The sequence below is a fragment of the Pseudoduganella sp. UC29_106 genome (genome assembly GCF_044055365.1).
In the GTDB taxonomy this organism is placed as follows: Bacteria; Pseudomonadota; Gammaproteobacteria; order Burkholderiales; family Burkholderiaceae_D; genus Rugamonas.
The window spans coordinates 6,170,131-6,187,982 of record NZ_CP171977.1; the positions used below are offsets into that span (position 1 = coordinate 6,170,131).

Below are 17,852 nucleotides of genomic sequence, written 5' to 3' on the forward strand. Positions count from 1 at the left end.
CCTACTGTTTCTTTTTGGCCTTCGGATCTTTCGGCGCCGGTTTGTCCAGCGCCTTGGACGCCGGCGTCGAACCACCTTGGACGCCGAGCGCACCGCCCGTGCCCATGCCGCCGGCCACTTCCTGTGCCTTGTAATTGCGCACAGCCCGCACCAGCTGGTTATACGAATCCATGAAGGCAGCAATCAGGATCTTGCCTTCCGGCGTATTCGAATACCCCCCGGCGCCGCCGAATGCGCCGCCGCCGAACAGGCCGCCGGCGACATTGAAGTCAAAGTTCTTGGCGCTGCCCTCCGCGGCAGCCAGCTGGACCCCGGACCGGTTATCGATCATCAACAGCGTGGTCGACGCTTCATTGGCCTTGATGCCGCCAGCGACCGCACCCGCTATGCTGCCCAGCATGCCCGTGCCGCCCAGCATGCCGCCCATGCCCTGGGTGCCTTTCTGGCTGAAGGTAATGGTCGGGCTCATCGTGTAGTCCGCCGCCACCACCTGCCCTTTGCCCATATTGCTGCCGGAGCGCATCTCACCCGACTGGGCCAGCTGGCGTTCCATCATCATCTTGTTCATGGCGCCGCCACGCTCAACGATGACGAAGCAGTTCGACTGCTGGATCATCATGCGCAGCACCGGCACAGTCGATCCAAGCTTGTATTGCGACAGCTGGTCGGTACCAGGGTGCGGCTGTGTCTTCCACCACGCCCAGCGTGCCCAGGGTTTTGTCGCATTTTTCCAATTGCGGATTCGCGTTTGCCGCCTGCGCGCCACCGGCTGCGCCAGTCGCCACCGTGCCGCCGCCGCCCAGTTTTGGTTCTGTTCCCGCGCATGCTGCGAGTGTCAACGCCACAGCAGCAATCGCCGTTGATACGATGAGTCTGTTCATGGTATTTCTCCCCTTTTTTACTCAACCGCACATTCAAGAATAGGGCACATCGACGAAAAATCCACTTCCGCCACAGATTATTTGTCGTATATAGTTACTCCGCCGCAAGGCTAACTTCTATAAGGATCTGACCTATGAACAAACTGATCGCTGCCTCCATCGCCATGTTCTTTGCCGCATCCGCCTACGCCGCGCCGGACGCGCCTGCCAAGAACTCCCAGCAATCGAAAATGGCGAGCTGCAATGCGGATGCCAAGGAATTGAAAGGCGACGAACGCAAGGTATTCATGAAGGAATGCCTGAGCGCGAAACCTGCGAAAGCTCCGACTCAGCAGGAGAAGATGAAGACCTGTAACGCGGACGCGGCAGGCAAGAAGGGGGATGAACGGAAGGCGTTTATGAAGGAATGTTTGAGCGCGAAGAAAGCGGCATAAGGAAACGCCGCAGGCCCGCGCGGGCCCGCGGCGAGGCGCATCGTTTAACGCAATCCGCTGGCGAGGCGCGGCGACGACAATAACTGCTTGAACGCATCCCACCGCTGAACACGGGCGGCCGCCGGATCGGTGGCCGTCGCGTGACGTTCCACGAAGGCCTTGACCATGTCCTGGCCCAGGTTGTAGTTGATCACATAACCGCGGTTCGCGTCATAGAAGGAGACGCGCTGCGCCGACTTCTCCGGCGGATACAGGCCGACATTCACCATCCACTCCTGCGCCTGCTCCTTGCTGAAGCGCCCTTCCAGGTACTCGCGCGCGCCGTCATTGTCCGCATAGCTCAGTTTTGCCATCAGCTTCAGCAGCTGTGCATATTTCGGCGCCAGCGCGGGATCGAGGCCGGCCAGCGGGAACAGGGTTTTCTGTTCAAAGTCCAGTCGCTCATCGTCCGTGAAAGCCATCTTGATGCCATAGTTCGCGCTGCCCTCGGCGATCAGGGACATCGGCGAATACAGCGGATACACGCTGAACTCCACCCAGTTGCGCTTCTTCACCAGCTCCTGCTCCAGCAGCGCGTTGTAGACGTGGTGACCCGGATAGCCCTCGTGGCAGCCCAGGTCCAGCGCGCGCTCGATATAGATCGGGAATTCGGTATTGATCTGGATGAGGGAATGGGCATTGCCCTTGTACCAGTTGTAGCCTGACCAGGGCTTGTTGCTCACGAACTCCAGCACAAAGCTCTCGTTCTTCGGCAGTTCGACGAAGCGCGCCGTGCGTTCGCGGCAGGCGGCGATGGATGCGTCGAACACGGTCTTCAGGCGCTCCTTCGGAATCACGAACTGGGCGCGGAATGTTTTCAGGCGCTCCTGCAGCGGGCCGGCGCCGGGAATCAGCTTGTCCACTTCAGCCACGATGGCTTCGTAATAGGCGCGGTCATGATGGGGCGACACAGCATCGTACAGCAGCGAAGTCTCCTCATCGAAGCTGAACTTCTTCCCCTCCAGCATATCGATGCGCGCCTCCACCGCGCGCAGCTGCTTGGACAGGAACTCGATGCGCAGCGCCTCGTCCGGATTGCCGGCTTTCTGTTGCGCGATATCGCGCCGCGCGGCCTGCACATCCTTGCGAATCGCAGCCAGCGGCTGCTTGCTCTTCACCGCCGCTTCCTGCAGCGCGGCCGGGCCATAATACGCGTCCACATAGTTCGCGTCATGCTGGCCTACCGCCAGCACCGCCTTGCGGTACCGCTCCGCCACATCCTGAACCGACGCCGCCAATGCACTCCCCGCCATCACCATGGCAATCCCTCCCATGACCAGCTTTTTCATACTACCTCTTCGGTTATCTTCGAAGGGGTCAAGTTTAGCTGATCGGGGACCATCAGTCGCATCGGCACCGCAAGCTCGATGCCGGCCGCGTCCAGCTCGCGCACCACGGAAAGGAAGATGGCCTGCTGTGTGTCCATGAACACGAAGTAGTCCGGCGACTTGATCCAGTAGACGGTTTCAAAGTCGAAGGACCATTCGCCCATGCCTGAGAAATGCGCCCGCTCGAAATTGGCAGTCTTCGATTGCGCCAGTACGGCGTTCTTCAGGATCTCGGGGATGAGCCGCAGCTGATCCTCGCCGGTGCCGTGGCGCACGCGCAGGATGAAAGCCGCGCGGCGCATCTGCATGCGCGTCTGGTTCAGGATGCGCGCCTTCAGGATGTCGCCGTTGGAAAAGATGATCTGGTCGCCGCCCAGGCCGCGCAGGCGCGTAGTCTTCAGGCCGATGTATTCGACGGAGCCCAGCTTGTCGTCCACGATGATGAAGTCGCCGACCACGAAAGGCTTGTCCAGCACGATGGAGAGCGAGGCGAACAGGTCGCCGAGGATGTTCTGCACCGCCAGCGCCACGGCGATACCGCTGATGCCCAGGCTCGCCACCAGGGTTGTGATATTGAAGCCGAGATTGTCCAGCACCATCAGGGTGAAGACGATCCACAGCATCAGGCGCAGCACGAAATCGATGATGGCGGCCGACGTGGCCGAAGCGCCGGTTTCCCTGCGCCGGTAATGGCCGCGCCACGAGCGCACCAGGCTGTCGCCCCACACGCCGGCCTGCACCAGCAAGGTGGTCGCCGTCACGCGCCACACCCATGTGTGCTGTTTCGATGGAAGGTCCAGCATCTGGCTGCCCATCCAGGCGGCGCCGACGAGAATGGTCAGCAGCCAGGTGGAGCGCAGCATGCGCACCAGCCAGTCATCAATGGGAGTATGGGTGCTCTCGGCAATCACTGCCAGGCGCCGCACCGCCAGGCACTTCACCAGGTACAGGACCACAGCCGTCGCTGCCATCACAGCCAGCGCCGTGCCCCAGTCTTCGAGTGTATTTCCGAGAAAAGAAAAACGCATGCGACGCAGTGTAGCCAAGCATCCAGGGCAGGCGCGCACGCATGACTGGAGGCAAGGTTGCGCCACCCCGACAAAAAATTCTGGATACTTTTTGTCTCCTCTACTAACAAAGCCCAATAATGTCCACGAACAAGCCAACCACTATTCAGTTGTGGGGCGGGCTGGAAGGCACCGTCAACCGCGTATCCGATCAGTATTTCAGCCAGATAGAACAGAACGGCCACGACCGCCGTGAAGATGACCTCGACCGCTTTGCCGCACTGGGCATACGCGCACTGCGCTATCCCGTGCTGTGGGAGCGCGTGGCCCCGGAAGGCATCGCCAATGCCGACTGGAGCCAGCCCGATGAGCGCCTGCCGGCCTTGCAGGCGCTGGGCGTCACCCCGATCGTTGGCCTGATCCACCACGGCAGCGGCCCGCGCCACACCAGCCTGGTGGACCCGGACTTCCCCGAACAACTGGCCGAATACGCCGGCGCGGTTGCGCAGCGCTATCCCTGGGTGCAGTACTACACGCCTGTCAACGAACCATTGACGACGGCGCGCTTCTGCGGCCTGTATGGCTTGTGGTATCCCCATGGCCGCGACGATGTGACCTTCCTGCGCGCGCTGATCAACCAGTGCCGCGCTACCGTGCTATCGATGCGTGCGATCCGCGCGGTCAATCCGAACGCCAGGCTGGTGCAGACGGATGACCTGGGCAAGACCTACAGTACGCCGGAGCTGGCCGGATGGGCGAATTTCTATAACGAGCGGCGCTGGCTGGCCTGGGATCTGCTGTACGGCCGCATGGGCCCGGATCACGCGCTGTGGGACTACCTTACGCGGCGCGGCAAACTGAGCGAGGAAGAACTGCTCTGGTTCAGGGATAATCCCTGCCCTCCCGATATCGTGGGCCTGAACTACTACATCACCAGCGAACGCTGGCTCGATCACCGCGCCGACCGCTATCCCCAGCGCTATGTAGGCGTGGACGGCTTCGCCGATATTGAAACGGCGCGTGCGCTGGCCGTGCCCACGCCCGGCATCGGTCCGCTGATCGAAGAAGTGTGGGAGCGCTACGGGCTGCCGATGGCCGTTACCGAAGCGCATATCGACGCCAACCGCGAGGACCAGCTGCGCTGGCTGCTGGAAGTGTGGAACGCGGCGCTCGATGTCAAGCGGCGCGGTGCGGACGTGCGCGCCGTCACCGTCTGGTCCCTGCTCGGCTCCTTCGACTGGAATTGTCTCGTGACCGAATGCAAGGGGTATTACGAAACCGGCGCCTTCGACCTGCGCTCGCCCGTGCCGCGCCCAACCGCACTGGCCGGGATGATGCGCGAGCTGGCCACGGGCCGTCCGCCAAGCAACCCGGTATTGCAGGGCGCAGGCTGGTGGCGCCGGCCTGGGCGCTTTCTCTGTCCACCCGCTGCGACCAGTACGACGATTGCAGCCCTGCCGCCGGAACGCCACTTCCCGCAGCGTCCCGTGCAACCGATCCTCGTCATCGGGGCCACCGGCACGCTGGGCTCGGCCTTCGCCCGCATCTGCGAGCAGCGCAACCTGTCCTATCGCGTGCTCACGCGGCAGGACATGGACATCGCCGATCCTGCCTCCGTGGAGGCGGCCATCCAGCGCTATCAGCCCTGGGCCATCATCAATGCCGGCGGCTACGTACGCGTACACCAGGCGGAGCACGACGCCGTGCGCTGCCTGCGCGAGAACACGCATGGCGCCGTCGTGCTGGCGGTGGCGTGCGCGAAGCATGCGCTGCATCTGCTCGGCTTCTCCAGCGACCTGGTCTTCGATGGCAGCAAGGGAGCGCCCTATGTGGAAAGCGACGCCGTGGCGCCGCTGAACGTGTATGGCCGCAGCAAGGCGGAAGCGGAAAAGCGCATGCTGTCCATCCACCCGCAAACGCTGGTGGTGCGCACCAGCGCCTTCTTCGGACCATGGGACTGCCACAACTTCGTCACGCTGGCCCTGCAGGCGCTGGCGGCCGGCGAGCCATTCGCCGCAGCGAACGACCTGGTGGTGTCGCCAACCTATGTGCCGGACTTGGTGCAGACCTGCCTCGACCTGCTGATCGACAAGGAATGCGGCATCTGGCACCTCTCCAACGGCAAGGCCCTGAGCTGGCATGATCTGGCGCAGCGCGTATGCGCCATGGCGGGCGTGGATCCGGAGGGACTGGAAGGCCGGCCTGCAGCCGCCTTCGACGCACAGGCCGCCCAGCCACGCTTCTCGGCCCTCGGCACCGAGCGCGGCATCCTGATGCCTTCGCTGGACGATGCCCTGGCACGCTACCTCGATACCGCCACCGGCCTGGCCGAAAGCGGCGCCGCGCAGACCGCGCATTACGGCAGCAGCTGAAGCAATCAGCTGACGGCGGCCATCCTCGTTTGCCGCATTAGCATATGCGCCGGCGGCGCATATGCATGCGCGAATTGATTCGTTTTCATGCATGAAGGTGCTCGATAAGATCGGTTCATCCAAATCGATCATGACCTGTCATAACAGGTCGAGCCACCTTCATGACCCTGTCCTTATCGCCGCTGCCGCTGTATGCCCAGGTCAAGGAAAGCCTGCGCGAGCGCATCCTTGACGGCACCTATCCGCCGCACGCCCAGTTGCCCGCCGAGAGCGATATCGGCAGCCGTTTCGGCGTCAGCCGCATCACCGTGCGGCAGGCGCTGAACGACCTGCAGAAGGAAGGCGTGATCTTCAAGGTGCCGGGCAAGGGCACTTTCGTCTCCAAGCCCAAGGCATTCCAGGAACTAACCCAGCTCGAAGGCTTCGCCGAGGCGATGTCGCGGCGCGGCTATGAAATCTATAACCGGGTGGCCGGCATCGACAGCGTCGCCGCGGCGCCTCAAGTGGCGCAGCAACTGGGCCTTGCCGCCGGCGCGCCGGTGACCGAGATCCGGCGCATCCGCCTGCTGAACCGCGAGCCTGTCTCGCTGGAAGTGACCTATGTGAGCCCGGAACTCGGCGAGCGCCTGCGCCATGAAGACCTTGCCGTGCGCGACATTTTCCTGATCCTGGAAAACGACTTCGGCATCGCGCTCGGCAAGGCCGACCTGCGCATCGACGCCATCCTGGCCGACCACGCGCTTTCCGCCGCACTGCAGATCGACGAAGGCATGCCTGTGCTGCGCATCGAGCGCCTGACCCACACGGCCGGCGGCAAGCCGATCGATTTCGAATACCTCTACTTCCGCGGCGACGCCTTTCAGTACCGGCTGCAGATCGCGCGCCGCTCTCCAACCCAGGAAACCCCATGAATACACATATCCAGACTGTGGACGTGCTGGTGATCGGCGGCGGCACGGCCGGTCCGATGGCGGCAGTCAAGGCCAAGGAGGCCAATCCGGAGCTGCGCGTGCTGCTGCTGGAGAAGGCCAACGTCAAGCGCAGCGGCGCCATCTCGATGGGGATGGACGGGCTGAATAACGCCGTCGTCCCCGGCTTCGCCACGCCCGAGCAGTACGTGAAGGAGATCACCACCGCCAACGACGGCATCGTCAACCAGAAGACGGTGATGGCCTATGCGCGCAACAGCTATCCGATGATCGAGGAACTGGACCGCTGGGGCGTGAAGTTCGAGAAGGATGAAACGGGCGATTACGCGATGCGCAAGGTGCACCATATGGGCACCTACGTGCTGCCCATGCCCGAAGGCCACGACATCAAGAAGGTGCTGTACCGCCGGCTGAAGCGCGCCCGCGTCGAGATCACCAACCGCCTGGTCGCCACGCGCCTGCTGACGGCCGCCGACGGCAGCATCGCCGGCGCCATGGCCTTCGACTGCCGCACGGCGGAGTTCCACGTGATCCGCGCCAAGACCGTGGTGCTGTGCACGGGCGCCGCCGGGCGTCTCGGCCTGCCCGCTTCCGGCTACCTGTTCGGCACCTACGAGAACCCGACCAATGCGGGCGACGGCTACAGCATGGCCTATCACGCGGGCGCCGAGCTGTCCGGCATCGAGTGCTTCCAGATCAATCCTTTGATCAAGGACTACAACGGCCCGGCCTGCGCCTATGTGACCGGCCCCTTCGGCGGCTACACGACCAATAACAAGGGCGAGCGCTTCATCGAGTGCGATTACTGGAGCGGCCAGATGATGATGGAGTTCTACCGCGAACTGCAAGGCGGCGACGGTCCCGTGTTCCTCAAGCTGAACCACCTGGCCGAGGAAACCATCAGCACCATCGAAACGATCCTGCACACGAACGAACGTCCAAGCCGCGGCCGCTTCCATGAGGGCCGCGGCACCGACTACCGCGAGCAGATGGTGGAAATGCATATTTCGGAGATCGGCCTGTGCAGCGGGCATTCCGCTTCCGGCGTCTGGGTCAACGAACATGCCGCGACCACCGTGCCCGGCCTGTACGCGGCAGGCGACCTGGCCTGCGTGCCGCACAACTACATGCTGGGCGCCTTCGTGTACGGCAAGCTGGCCGGCGAAAGCGCGGCGCGCTACTGCGCCGAGCGTCCGCTGCCGGAGGTGGACGAGGCCCAGGTCGAGCGCGAACGCGCCCGCGTACTGGCGCCGCTCACCCGCGAGGACGGGCTGCCGTCGAACCAGGTCGAGTACAAGCTGCGCCGCATGGTGAACGATTATCTGCAGCCGCCCAAGGTCACGCGCAAGATGGAAATCGGCCTGCAGCGCTTCGAGGCCATCCGCGAAGACCTGGACCGCCTGTCCGCGCGCAATCCGCATGAACTGATGCGCGCCATGGAAGTGCACGCGATCCGCGATTGCGCCGAGATGGCGGCGCGCGCCTCGCTGTATCGCAAGGAGAGCCGCTGGGGACTTTATCACTACCGGGTAGACCATCCGGAGCGCAACGATGCCGACTGGTTCGTGCACGTTCAGCTGCAAAAACAGAACGACGCAATGACCTGCTTCAAGCGGCCGATCGAGCCTTACATCGTGAAGCTGGATGAAGAGGAAAGGACCGCCTACCAGCGGCTGCGGATCAACAAGGAAGAGAAACAGGATGCCAACGACTTTGAATATAACTAGCGTGCCGGTGCGCGTGGATGAGGATAAATGCATCGCGCACAAAGGCTGCACCGTCTGCGTCGACGTCTGCCCGCTGGACGTACTGGCCATCGATTTCGTCAAGGGCAAGGCCTATATGAAATTCGACGAGTGCTGGTACTGCATGCCTTGCGAGAAGGATTGCCCCACGGGCGCCGTCCACGTCGATATCCCTTATTTGCTGCGCTAAAACCAGGAGAGAAGAAAATGAAACAACCGCTACTAGGGCTTGCACTTGCACTGCTGCTCGGCACAGCGAATGCCGAAACCATCCGCGTCGCCATCGGCACGCAGGATACGACAATCAATTGCGCCACCGGCGGCATCCTGATCCGCGAACTGAAGCTGCTGGAGAAATACCTGCCGCGCGACGGAAAATACAAGGATGCCCAGTACGACATCCAGTGGAAGAACTTCACCTCCGGCGCGCCGCTGACCAATGAGATGGTGGCCGGCAAACTGGATATCGGCTCGATGGCCGACTTCCCAGGCTCCTTCAACGGCGCCGCCTTTGCCAAGGCGGGCCGGCAAAGCCTGTTCATCACCGTCCTTTCCGGCAGCACGGCAGGCAGCGGCAACGGCATCGTGGTGCCGAAGGCATCCGCCGTGCAGTCGCTGGCGGAACTGAAAGGCAAGACCATTTCCGTGCCCTTCGCCTCCACCGCCCACGGCATGCTGCTGCGTGCCGTCAAGGCCCAGGGCTGGGACCCGGATAAGGACGTGAATATCACCACCCAGGCGCCGGAAATCGCCGGCTCGGCCCTGCAGAGCAACAAGGTCGACGCCCACGCCGACTTCGTGCCCTTCGCCGAACTGTTCCCGCACCGCGGCTTCGCCCGCAAGATCTATGATGGCTCGCAAGCCAACGCTCCCACCATGCACGGCAGCCTGGTGGACAGCGACTACGCGAAAAAGTATCCGGAAGTCGTGGTGGCCTTCCTGCGCGCCGCCATCGAAGCCGACCGCCTGTTTGCCGCCGAGCCGGAGAAATACAGCGAACTGGTGGCGAAAGTGACCGGCATCGAAGCCGAAGTGAATTATCTGTTCCACGGCCCCCTCGGCCTGCAGACGCGTGACCTGAGCTGGAAGCCGGAGTACCGCCAGGCGGTCAAGACGTCGATCGAAACCCTGCGCCTGCTGAAACGCACGGACAGCGATATCGACGCCAGCACCTTCATCAACGACCAGTACATCCGCACAGCCTTCAAACAGGCAGGCCTGGATTACGACTCCCAGCTGAAGAACTACGCCAAGCTACCGCTGGCAGGCAAGGACGCCGTCAGCGGCAAGCCGATCACCGACGTCAAGCGCGTGGCCCAGATCTGGGTCAGCGGCGAACCGCTGGTGCGCAACTACTCCACGCCGGAATCGGCCCTCACTGACCTGGCGAAGCTGGAGAAGTCCGGCAAGAAAATCCGCACCGTCTATGCCCAGGACCGTGAAACCGGCATCAAGCTGTTCGCCAGCGACGCGTGGTTCGTCAGCAGCGGCAAGAACGAGATCAATGCCTTCCTGCTGAAGGAATCGGCCGAAGCGTGGGCAAAGAAAAACAACGGCAAGGTGCTGGACTTTAACGGCGCCAGGGCCGCCATCGCTGGCTGAGGCGCATCATGACTGCATCGACGCTCAACTCCGCCGCACCGGCTGCCACGCGCGGCCAGGCACAGCCCGCCCGGCCCGCCGGCGCCGCCCGCATCGGCCAGTCCGGCACGCTCGGCCGCCTCGCCCGCATCGCCCTGCGCGTGCTCTCGGTCGCCGCCTGCGTGCTCGCCTGGCAGTGGGCGTCGACACACCGGATCGACCTCGGCCTGGTGACCTTCCGCAATGTGCCCTCGCCACAGGAAGCACTGCTGGCCGCCGGCGCCCTGCTCCAGTCGCCGAAACTGGCGCACCACCTCACGGCCAGCGTCTACCGCGTCTTCGCCGGATATGCCGCGGCAGCCCTGGTGGGCATCGCGCTCGGCCTGCTGATCGGCCGCTCGCGCTTCCTGGAGGACACCTTGCTGCCGCCGCTGGAAGTGCTTCGCCCCATCCCCGCCGTGGCCTGGATTCCGCTGGCGATCCTGATGTTCCCATCGTCCGAACTGTCGATGGTCTTCATCACTTTTATCGGCGCGCTGTTCCCGATCCTGCTCAACACGATACACGGGGTGGAAGGCGTGGATGCCAGGCTGATCGCGTCCGCGCGCAGCCTGGGCAGCGGACCGGCATCCGTCTTCACCGAAGTGATCCTGCCGGCTGCCGCGCCCAGCATCGTCACCGGCCTCTCGATCGGCATGGGCACGGCCTGGTTCTGCCTCGTGACGGCGGAGATGATCTCGGGCCAGTTCGGCATCGGCTACTACACGTGGGCGTCCTACATCGTGCAGAACTATCCGGAAATTATCGTCGGCATGCTGTTCATCGGCGTGTTCGGCATGGGCAGCAGCGTGCTGGTGAAAAAGATCGGCAACGCGCTGATGCCCTGGTACTTCATGGGGAGGAAAGCAGCATGACGCAAGGTTCCATCGATATCCGCAAGCTGCACATCGAGCGCGGCGGCGTGACGGCACTGCAGGATGTTTCGCTGTCGGCCCGGCCGGGCGAATTCATCTGCGTACTCGGGCCTTCCGGCTGCGGCAAGTCCACCCTGCTTGACGCATTGGCGGGGCACCTGCGGCCGGACGCCGGCAGCGTGCACGTTGACGGTCAGCCCGTGACCGGTCCGCATCCGGACCGCGGCATGGTCTTCCAGCAGCACACCCTCTTCCCGTGGAAGAAGGTGCTGGATAACGTGGCCTTCGGCCTGAAGATGAAAGGCGTGCCGCGCACCGAACGCCGCGAGCGGGCCCGCGAAATGCTGCAGCTCGTAGGCCTGGAAGGATTCGAAAACAGCTATCCCTCCCAGCTCTCGGGCGGCATGCAGCAGCGCGTGGAAATCGCCCGTGTGCTGATCAACCATCCGCGCGTGATGCTGATGGACGAGCCCTTCGGCGCGCTCGATGCGCAAACCCGGCTGAAGATGCAGGAGCTGTTGCTGGACGTATGGGCGCGCATCCGCACCACCATCGTCTTCATCACCCACGATATCGACGAAGCCCTGTTCCTGGCCGACCGCATCGTGGTCATGAGCCCGCGCCCCGGCCGCATCATCGAGGAAATCACGCTGGACTTCCCGCGCCCGCGCCATTCCGGCCTGGTGACCTCGCTGGAATTCATGCGCCTGAAGCGCCATTGCCTCGACCTGCTGCACACGCGTACCGCCGCAGAAGAAGCGCCGGCCGCTCAACTCCGTTTCGCCACATGAGGAATACAGATTGACTACGATAGAACACCGCCTGCAGCACGAGGACAGCGAAGTGCGCCGCATCGCCGTGCTGGACCTGGCCGACGAAGCCGACGAAGACGATGCCCACCTGTTCATCGCCGCCCTGCGCGACTCCAGCGCCGAAGTGCGCGCGGCTGCCGCCCGCGCGCTGGAGTTCTTCGAAAGCGATGCCGCCGTCACCGGCCTGGTTGAACTGCTGGACGACGAGGAGGCTGACGTGCGGGCTGCCGCCGCGCAAAGCCTGAGCGAACTGAAAGACCCGCAGTCGGCACGGCTGCTGGCCCCGCACGCCGCCCATCCGCAAGCCTTCGTCCGCTTCGCCATCCTGCGCGCCCTGCGCGAATTGCGGGCGCCGGAAAGCATCGCGCCCGCCCTGGCCGCGCTGGAGGATGCCGACGCCATCGTGCGCCGCGAGGCCGTCGCGGTACTCGGCTACCTGAAGCACGTCCCTGCCCTACCCGCACTGACCGGCCTCGCTACCGCCGATCCAGACCCCGAAGTGCGCCGTGCAGCGGCCGGCGCCCTCGGCCTGGCCAGCGACGCCAGCGTGTTATCCGCGTTGGTGGCCGCCTTGATAGACCCGGCCTGGCAGGTGCGCGAGGAAGCCGCCACCACGCTGGGCAAGCTGCGGCTGCCGCAGGCCGGCGAGCAACTGGTCGCCGCGCTGCAGGACAGCTACTGGCAAGTGGCGCTGCGCGCCGCCCGCAGCCTGGGCCGGCTGCGCAGTCCGGCCGCCGTGCCCGCCCTGCTCCCTTTGCTGGCGCACGCCATCGCCAATCTGCGGCGCGAGACCGCACTGGCGCTGGGAGAGATCGGCGATAGCGCCGCCCTGCCCGCATTGCGCAGCGCGGCACAGGACCCGGACCCGGAAGTGCGCAAGGCCGTGCGCCTGGCGCTGGAACAGATCCGATGACGCCCCTGTCGATCAGCCGCGGCGGCGGCATCGTGGAAATTGAATGGCCGGACGCAGCCCGCCAGCAACTGGACGATGCCCTGCTGCGCCGCAGCTGCCGCTGCGCCGACTGCACTGCGGCCCGCCGTCGCAACGCGGAAACGCCCGTGGCGCCGGACGTGCGGCTGCTGGATATCCGCCCTGTCGGCAGCTACGCCGTGCTGCTGGTGTTCAGCGATGGCCACGAGCGTGGCATCTACCCCTGGCCCTACCTGAAAGGGCTTTAAGTACGCAGATGGCGCGCCACGTCGGCCAGGCGGTAAGGCTTGCTGACGAAGGCGAATTCGCTGAGGTCCTGCTGTTCGGACTTCAGCGCGGGTAGCGGGTCGCCGGAAGCGAGGATGATCTTCACCGCCGGGTAGCGCTCGCGCACCGCATGCGCCAGTTCCAGGCCCGACATCCCGTTCGGCATCATCACATCGCTGAACAGGACATCGATATCCGGCTCGCGCTGCAGCAGGCGCAGCGCTTCGGCGCCGTCGCGCGCGCTCAGCACCGTATAGCCCATGGCCTGGAACAGTTCACTGGCCGCCTCCAGCACCAGCTGGTCGTCTTCCACTACCAGGGCGCGTTCCTCGCGCGGCTTATCGTTGCTGGACGGCTGCACTTCCGCGCCCTCCGGCAGTGCGGGCAAATAAAGCCTGATCGACGTGCCGAATCCTACTTCGGTATCGATGGCCACGTCGCCGCCCGACTGCACGATAAAGCCGTACACCTGGCTCAGCCCGAGGCCCGTGCCCTTGCCTGGCTCCTTGGTCGTGAAGAAGGGTTCAAAGGCGCGCAAACGCGTGGCCTGCGACATGCCGGTGCCCGTATCGCGCACCGTCACCTTCACGTAGGCGGCGGCAGGCAGCGTTCCCACTTCATTCTCGGCCAGCGAGACATTGCGCGTTTCCACCGTCAGCGATCCGCCTTCCGGCATCGCATCGCGCGCGTTGACCACAAGGTTCAGCAGGGCCGCCTCGAAGCGCGCTTCGTCCACGGACACCAGGGCCAGTTGCGGTCCCAGGTTCAGTTCAAACCGCACCTGTGGACCGGCCGCCCGCCGCAGCACGGCCTCGAAGCCGGCGATCAGGGTGTTCAGCTGGTGCACGGCCGGCGCCAGCGGCTGCTGGCGGGCGAAAGACAGCAGCTGCTGCGTGAGCAGGGCGCCGCGGTCCACCGCGCGCCGCATGCCGTCCAGCACGCGCGCACCAGGACCGGACAGCTGCATCGTGTTGAGAATGTCGATACCGCTGGAAACCACGGCCAGCAGGTTGTTGAAGTCATGCGCCACGCCGCCGGTGAGCTGGCCGATGGCTTCCATCTTCTGCGCCTGGAACAGCGCGGCACGCGCCTGCTCCAGGGACTCGGCAGTCTTGCGCCGCTCCGTGTTGTCGCGCGTGATCTTGGCAAAGCCGATCAGCGTGCCTTGCTCGTCGTAGATCGCATCGAGCACCGCGTGGGCCCAGAAGCGCGTGCCATCCTTGCGCACGCGCCAGCCCTCGCTTTCGTAGCGGCCTTCGCGTGCAGCGGTGGCCAGTGCGCGTTCCGGCACGCCGGCGCGCTGGTCTTCGGGCGTGAAGAAGCGGCGGAAGTGCGTGTTCAGCACTTCGTCCTGGGAAAAACCCTTGATGCGCTCGGCGCCCAGGTTCCAGTTGCTGATCAGGCCCTCCGGCGACAGCATGTACAGTGCGTAATCGGTCACGCCCTGCACCAGCAGGCGGAAACGCTGCTCGCTCAGGCGCAGTGCTTCCTGCGCCTCCTTGCGTTCCGTGATGTCGCGTGTGATCTTGGCAAAGCCCACATGCTCGCCGCGGGGCGTATAGACGGGATCGATCACTACGCTGGCCCAGAAGCGCGAGCCATCCTTGCGCACGCGCCAGCCCTCGCTCTCATAGCGCCCTTCGCGCAGCGCAGTCGCCAGCGCACGGGCGGGAAGGCCGCCCTCCCGATCTTCGGGCGTATAGAATTTGGAGAAGTGCTCACCGAGCACTTCCTGGGCCTGATAACCTTTAAAGCGCTGAGCACCAGTATTCCAGCTGCTGACTCGGCCTTCCGTGTCCAGCATGTAGATGGCATAGTCGCTGATGCTCTCCACCAGCAGCTCATAGCGGGTCGGCAGGCTTTCGCTTGGCGGAGTCTCTTTTAACATCGTTTAATTGTAGCGCGTACTTATTAAGGGTGTGACACAATTAGAAAATGGGGAGCAAAGCACGCCTGTTGGCGGCCAGCCTGCTGCTGGCCTGCGGCGCCGTACCGGCCCAGGAGCCGGCGGCACCCAGTGTCGTTGTACGCAACACGCGCGATCCCGTCGATAAATCCTACCGCAAAATGCTCAGTGGAATCGCGCGATTTGAGCGCGACCATGCGCTGGCGCCGGGCGCCACGCTGCGTTTCCGGCTGTTGCCGCGCACGGCCACGGTCGACATGAAAGGGATCGAGCTGAAGGTGGTGGGCGATACCGCCAGCATGACGGTGCCGATTGCCCAGGACAACAGTTTCACGCTCGCGCGCAACGATGTCCTGCTGCGCGAAGACGCCGCCTTGATCGCCAACCGCAGGACCAGTTCGATGACCTGGCGCGCCGAAGTGCGCAGCCCTGGCGTACCCGACGGCATGCGGCGGCTGGGCGACTTGCGGCTGGAATGCCTGGTGGGGATCGACGCCGGGCTGGTATCCAACAATGCCCAGCTGTTTCGCTGGCTGGGCGAGCTGTTCACCAATGCCGACCGCGTGTGCGGCGATCCGGATGGCAACTATCTTTTCTTCACTGAACGTCCCGTGTTTGCGGTCATCGCGCAGCACGGCGAGCGGCGCGAAACGATGCCCTTCCGCATGACTTATGCGAACGGCGGACCGCCCGCCTCCGAGCTGCCCTACTGCGATTGCCAGGTGTTGCTGGACCGCAGCTATTTCGCGCCGATCTGGGACCGCAGCTGGCCGGACGATACCCTGCTCAGCTTTGAATACATGGACGATCCGCCACAGCCTGATGCCGCCCCGTCCAGCCGCGAAGAAGCGCGCGCGGCGCTGGGGCCGCCGCTGAAGGAATTGCGTTTCGACCGTGGCTACGAAATCTGGCTCTACGAATGGCCGCCCGCGCGCAAGCTTCCGCCGGGACAGGACAAGCGTCCTCAGATAGCGGAACAGGTATTGCTATTCGACTCCGACGGTTCCACCCGAAAAACCCGCCGCCGCGAGCCTTGAATGGGGTCAGGCACGAAATGCTACATGCGCTTGCTTGAGAAGCGAGCTTATGTAGCATTTCGTGCCTGACCCCAGTTAAGAAGTATTTAAGGTTTACTGAGGCGTTTTTTAAGAACGCCGCGGGCATCCTCTTACTACCATTCTGTTCGGGCATTTCGCCCACGGATCATGAAAGAGGACTGGAAATGAGCGAACAACAAATCAGCCGCCTGAACCTGTACAGCGGCATTCACAAAGCACTGCGCGCCTACATGAACGACACCGTGCAACGCACGTCCCGCATCGATGCGGAAGATGCCGAGGACCTGTCCGGCGGCCTGCGCCAGGTGCGCGAGCTGCTGGCCTTCATGCGCAAGCACCTGCAGCACGAGGCGAAGCACGTCCACCCCGCCATGAATGCGCGCCGTCCCGGCTCCGCGCAAGTGACCGAAGGCGACCACGATCACCACGACTGGGCCATCGACAAGCTGAACGCATTGTGCGACCACGTGGAGCAGGCCAGCGGCGCCAGGCGCGCGGCCCAGCTCTATCACCTGCAGCTGCAGCTGTCGGTGTTCGTGGGCGAGAACCTGGTGCACATGAATATGGAGGAAACCGAGAACAACGCCGTGCTGTGGGCCTGCTATACGGATGAGGAGCTGGAAGGCATCCACCACGCCATCGTCTCCGATATTTCCGCCGGAAGAAATGCAGTTCACGATGCGCTGGATGCTGCCTGCGCTGAATCCGCAGGAGCGCGCGGGCATGCTGATGGGGATGCGCGCCGGGATGCCGCCGCCCGTGTTTGAAGGCTTTTTCGCCTTTGCCTGCAGCCTGCTCGACGAACGCGACGTACGCAAGCTGAAGGCGGCGCTGGATGCACCACAGGCGCTCGCCGCGTGACCGGGCTACCCGGCTTCCTGCAGTTGCAAGGGCTGGCGCACGCAGAGACGGAAATGGCCGCGTCCCGTCTTCTCGATCTGCACGCCGGCGCGGCGCTCGCACAGGCGGCGCGCCAGCAATACCAGGCGCGCTTCCAGGTTGTCGCTGATGTCCGGCAGGCGGATGCGCGGATCGAGGCGCAGCTCGCGGTTGCTGAAACAGGTGCGGCCCTGCGCCGCATGGTCGCTGAGAAGGCACCACAGCACGGCGCCCGCCACGCCCTTGATCAGGTAATCGTCGCCAAAGAAAACGGAATCATTGCCCGCGTAATGACGCACCACCAGCGGCGCCGCTTCGCCTTCGCTGCGGGACTCGGGCGCAGGCGGCTCTTCCGCTTCCGGCTCGGCGCTCTGCAGGATGTACATCTGCGCCGCCAGCTGGTTGCACAGCGTGACCAGCGCATCCTCATCGTCGTAGGTAAAGCGCAGGTCCTGCGGACTTTCCACGTACAGCACGCCCAGCACATGTTCGCAGCCGATAATGGGCACGGCCAGCTGGCTGCGCGCCTCGGCCAGGCCGGGAAGGGAATTTCCGCATCCAGTTCGCTGCCCGCGAGCTGCTGGCGGATGGCGCGGCTGTAGCTGTATTCCGCCGTCATGTGGCTGATGCGGACTGGCGTGCGCTCGCGCGCCGCCACGCCGATCACGCCCTGCCCCAGCGGGATTTCCGAGCCCACGCCGGAGCACGCGTAACCGTGGCTGGCGACCGTGTACAGATTGCCCGCCGCCTTGTCGTGCATCAGCAGCAT

Annotated in this window: 19 protein-coding genes and 1 pseudogene; 13 read left to right on the forward strand and 7 right to left on the reverse strand. The window is 64.1% G+C overall.

The window, feature by feature from the left end; translation table 11 throughout:
- Window position 1 precedes the first annotated feature (1 nt).
- Window positions 2-619 (reverse strand): CsgG/HfaB family protein, encoded by a 618-nt coding sequence (locus tag ACHMW6_RS30730; protein ID WP_395402754.1) that lies wholly within the window; start codon window positions 617-619, stop codon window positions 2-4.
- Window positions 582-881 (reverse strand): hypothetical protein, encoded by a 300-nt coding sequence (locus ACHMW6_RS30735; RefSeq protein ID WP_395402756.1) that lies wholly within the window; start codon window positions 879-881, stop codon window positions 582-584. Before ACHMW6_RS30735 ends, ACHMW6_RS30730 begins: the two co-directional genes overlap by 38 nt.
- A 134-nt stretch (window positions 882-1,015) precedes the next feature.
- Here ACHMW6_RS30735 and ACHMW6_RS30740 point away from each other — a divergent pair, with 134 nt between their 5' ends.
- Window positions 1,016-1,315, forward strand: coding sequence for a PsiF family protein (locus ACHMW6_RS30740; protein ID WP_395402758.1), 300 nt, complete (start codon window positions 1,016-1,018; stop codon window positions 1,313-1,315).
- A 44-nt stretch (window positions 1,316-1,359) separates the two neighbouring features.
- Here the strand turns inward: ACHMW6_RS30740 and ACHMW6_RS30745 are convergent, their stop codons facing one another.
- The gene (locus ACHMW6_RS30745) at window positions 1,360-2,643 is read right to left on the reverse strand and encodes a hypothetical protein (protein WP_395402760.1); all 1,284 of its coding nucleotides are present in this window, start codon (window positions 2,641-2,643) and stop codon (window positions 1,360-1,362) included.
- Window positions 2,640-3,653 carry a mechanosensitive ion channel family protein gene (locus ACHMW6_RS30750; RefSeq protein WP_395402762.1) on the reverse strand — a complete coding sequence of 338 codons (1,014 nt, stop codon included), beginning with the start codon at window positions 3,651-3,653 and terminating at the stop codon, window positions 2,640-2,642. The genes ACHMW6_RS30745 and ACHMW6_RS30750 overlap by 4 nt, the downstream gene beginning before the upstream one ends.
- A 176-nt stretch (window positions 3,654-3,829) precedes the next feature.
- Between ACHMW6_RS30750 and ACHMW6_RS30755 the strand changes: the two genes are divergently transcribed.
- The 9 genes from ACHMW6_RS30755 to ACHMW6_RS30795 all read left to right on the forward strand — a co-directional run bounded on the left by ACHMW6_RS30755 (window position 3,830) and on the right by ACHMW6_RS30795 (window position 13,221).
- Window positions 3,830-6,061, forward strand: a complete 2,232-nt coding sequence (locus ACHMW6_RS30755) for a family 1 glycosylhydrolase (RefSeq protein ID WP_395402764.1) — start codon at window positions 3,830-3,832, stop codon at window positions 6,059-6,061.
- 161 nt (window positions 6,062-6,222) lie between these two features.
- Complete coding sequence (locus ACHMW6_RS30760; RefSeq protein WP_395402766.1) at window positions 6,223-6,972, forward strand: GntR family transcriptional regulator; 750 nt, start codon at window positions 6,223-6,225, stop codon at window positions 6,970-6,972.
- Entirely contained in the window at window positions 6,969-8,717 is a 1,749-nt protein-coding gene (locus tag ACHMW6_RS30765) for a fumarate reductase/succinate dehydrogenase flavoprotein subunit (protein WP_395402768.1), read from the forward strand. The genes ACHMW6_RS30760 and ACHMW6_RS30765 overlap by 4 nt, the downstream gene beginning before the upstream one ends.
- Entirely contained in the window at window positions 8,692-8,925 is a 234-nt protein-coding gene (locus tag ACHMW6_RS30770; RefSeq protein WP_395402770.1) for a ferredoxin family protein, read from the forward strand. Before ACHMW6_RS30765 ends, ACHMW6_RS30770 begins: the two co-directional genes overlap by 26 nt.
- Window positions 8,926-8,942: 17 nt before the next feature.
- Window positions 8,943-10,337, forward strand: coding sequence for an ABC transporter substrate-binding protein (locus ACHMW6_RS30775; RefSeq protein ID WP_395402772.1), 1,395 nt, complete (start codon window positions 8,943-8,945; stop codon window positions 10,335-10,337).
- 8 nt (window positions 10,338-10,345) lie between these two features.
- Window positions 10,346-11,230: an ABC transporter permease gene (locus tag ACHMW6_RS30780; RefSeq protein ID WP_395402774.1), complete on the forward strand. Its 885-nt coding sequence runs from the start codon at window positions 10,346-10,348 to the stop codon at window positions 11,228-11,230.
- A complete protein-coding gene (locus ACHMW6_RS30785) occupies window positions 11,227-12,021 on the forward strand; it encodes an ABC transporter ATP-binding protein (protein ID WP_395402776.1) in 795 nt (264 codons plus the stop codon). Before ACHMW6_RS30780 ends, ACHMW6_RS30785 begins: the two co-directional genes overlap by 4 nt.
- Window positions 12,022-12,031: 10 nt before the next feature.
- On the forward strand, window positions 12,032-12,955 hold the full coding sequence (locus ACHMW6_RS30790; RefSeq protein ID WP_395402778.1) for a HEAT repeat domain-containing protein: 924 nt from the start codon (window positions 12,032-12,034) through the stop codon (window positions 12,953-12,955).
- A complete protein-coding gene (locus ACHMW6_RS30795; RefSeq protein WP_395402780.1) occupies window positions 12,952-13,221 on the forward strand; it encodes a DUF971 domain-containing protein in 270 nt (89 codons plus the stop codon). Before ACHMW6_RS30790 ends, ACHMW6_RS30795 begins: the two co-directional genes overlap by 4 nt.
- Here ACHMW6_RS30795 and ACHMW6_RS30800 read toward each other — a convergent pair.
- A complete protein-coding gene (locus ACHMW6_RS30800; RefSeq protein ID WP_395402781.1) occupies window positions 13,218-15,128 on the reverse strand; it encodes a PAS domain S-box protein in 1,911 nt (636 codons plus the stop codon). The two genes, ACHMW6_RS30795 and ACHMW6_RS30800, sit on opposite strands and share 4 nt — an antisense overlap.
- A gap of 47 nt (window positions 15,129-15,175) precedes the next feature.
- On the opposite strand from ACHMW6_RS30800, the gene ACHMW6_RS30805 reads away from it, so the two are divergent.
- From ACHMW6_RS30805 to ACHMW6_RS30815, 3 genes are all read left to right on the forward strand, one after another.
- Window positions 15,176-16,183 carry a hypothetical protein gene (locus ACHMW6_RS30805; RefSeq protein ID WP_395402783.1) on the forward strand — a complete coding sequence of 336 codons (1,008 nt, stop codon included), beginning with the start codon at window positions 15,176-15,178 and terminating at the stop codon, window positions 16,181-16,183.
- A 185-nt stretch (window positions 16,184-16,368) separates the two neighbouring features.
- The gene (locus ACHMW6_RS30810; RefSeq protein WP_395402785.1) at window positions 16,369-16,971 is read left to right on the forward strand and encodes a hemerythrin domain-containing protein; all 603 of its coding nucleotides are present in this window, start codon (window positions 16,369-16,371) and stop codon (window positions 16,969-16,971) included.
- Window positions 16,928-17,065, forward strand: a complete 138-nt coding sequence (locus ACHMW6_RS30815; protein ID WP_395402787.1) for a hypothetical protein — start codon at window positions 16,928-16,930, stop codon at window positions 17,063-17,065. The genes ACHMW6_RS30810 and ACHMW6_RS30815 overlap by 44 nt, the downstream gene beginning before the upstream one ends.
- A gap of 5 nt (window positions 17,066-17,070) precedes the next feature.
- Here the strand turns inward: ACHMW6_RS30815 and ACHMW6_RS30820 are convergent, their stop codons facing one another.
- Together ACHMW6_RS30820 and ACHMW6_RS30825 are read right to left on the reverse strand one after the other, a co-directional pair.
- Window positions 17,071-17,385 (reverse strand): hypothetical protein, encoded by a 315-nt coding sequence (locus ACHMW6_RS30820; RefSeq protein ID WP_395408804.1) that lies wholly within the window; start codon window positions 17,383-17,385, stop codon window positions 17,071-17,073.
- 144 nt (window positions 17,386-17,529) lie between these two features.
- A pseudogene (locus tag ACHMW6_RS30825) lies at window positions 17,530-17,790 on the reverse strand (hypothetical protein); the annotation flags it as partial.
- Between the last annotated feature and the right edge of the window lie 62 nt (window positions 17,791-17,852).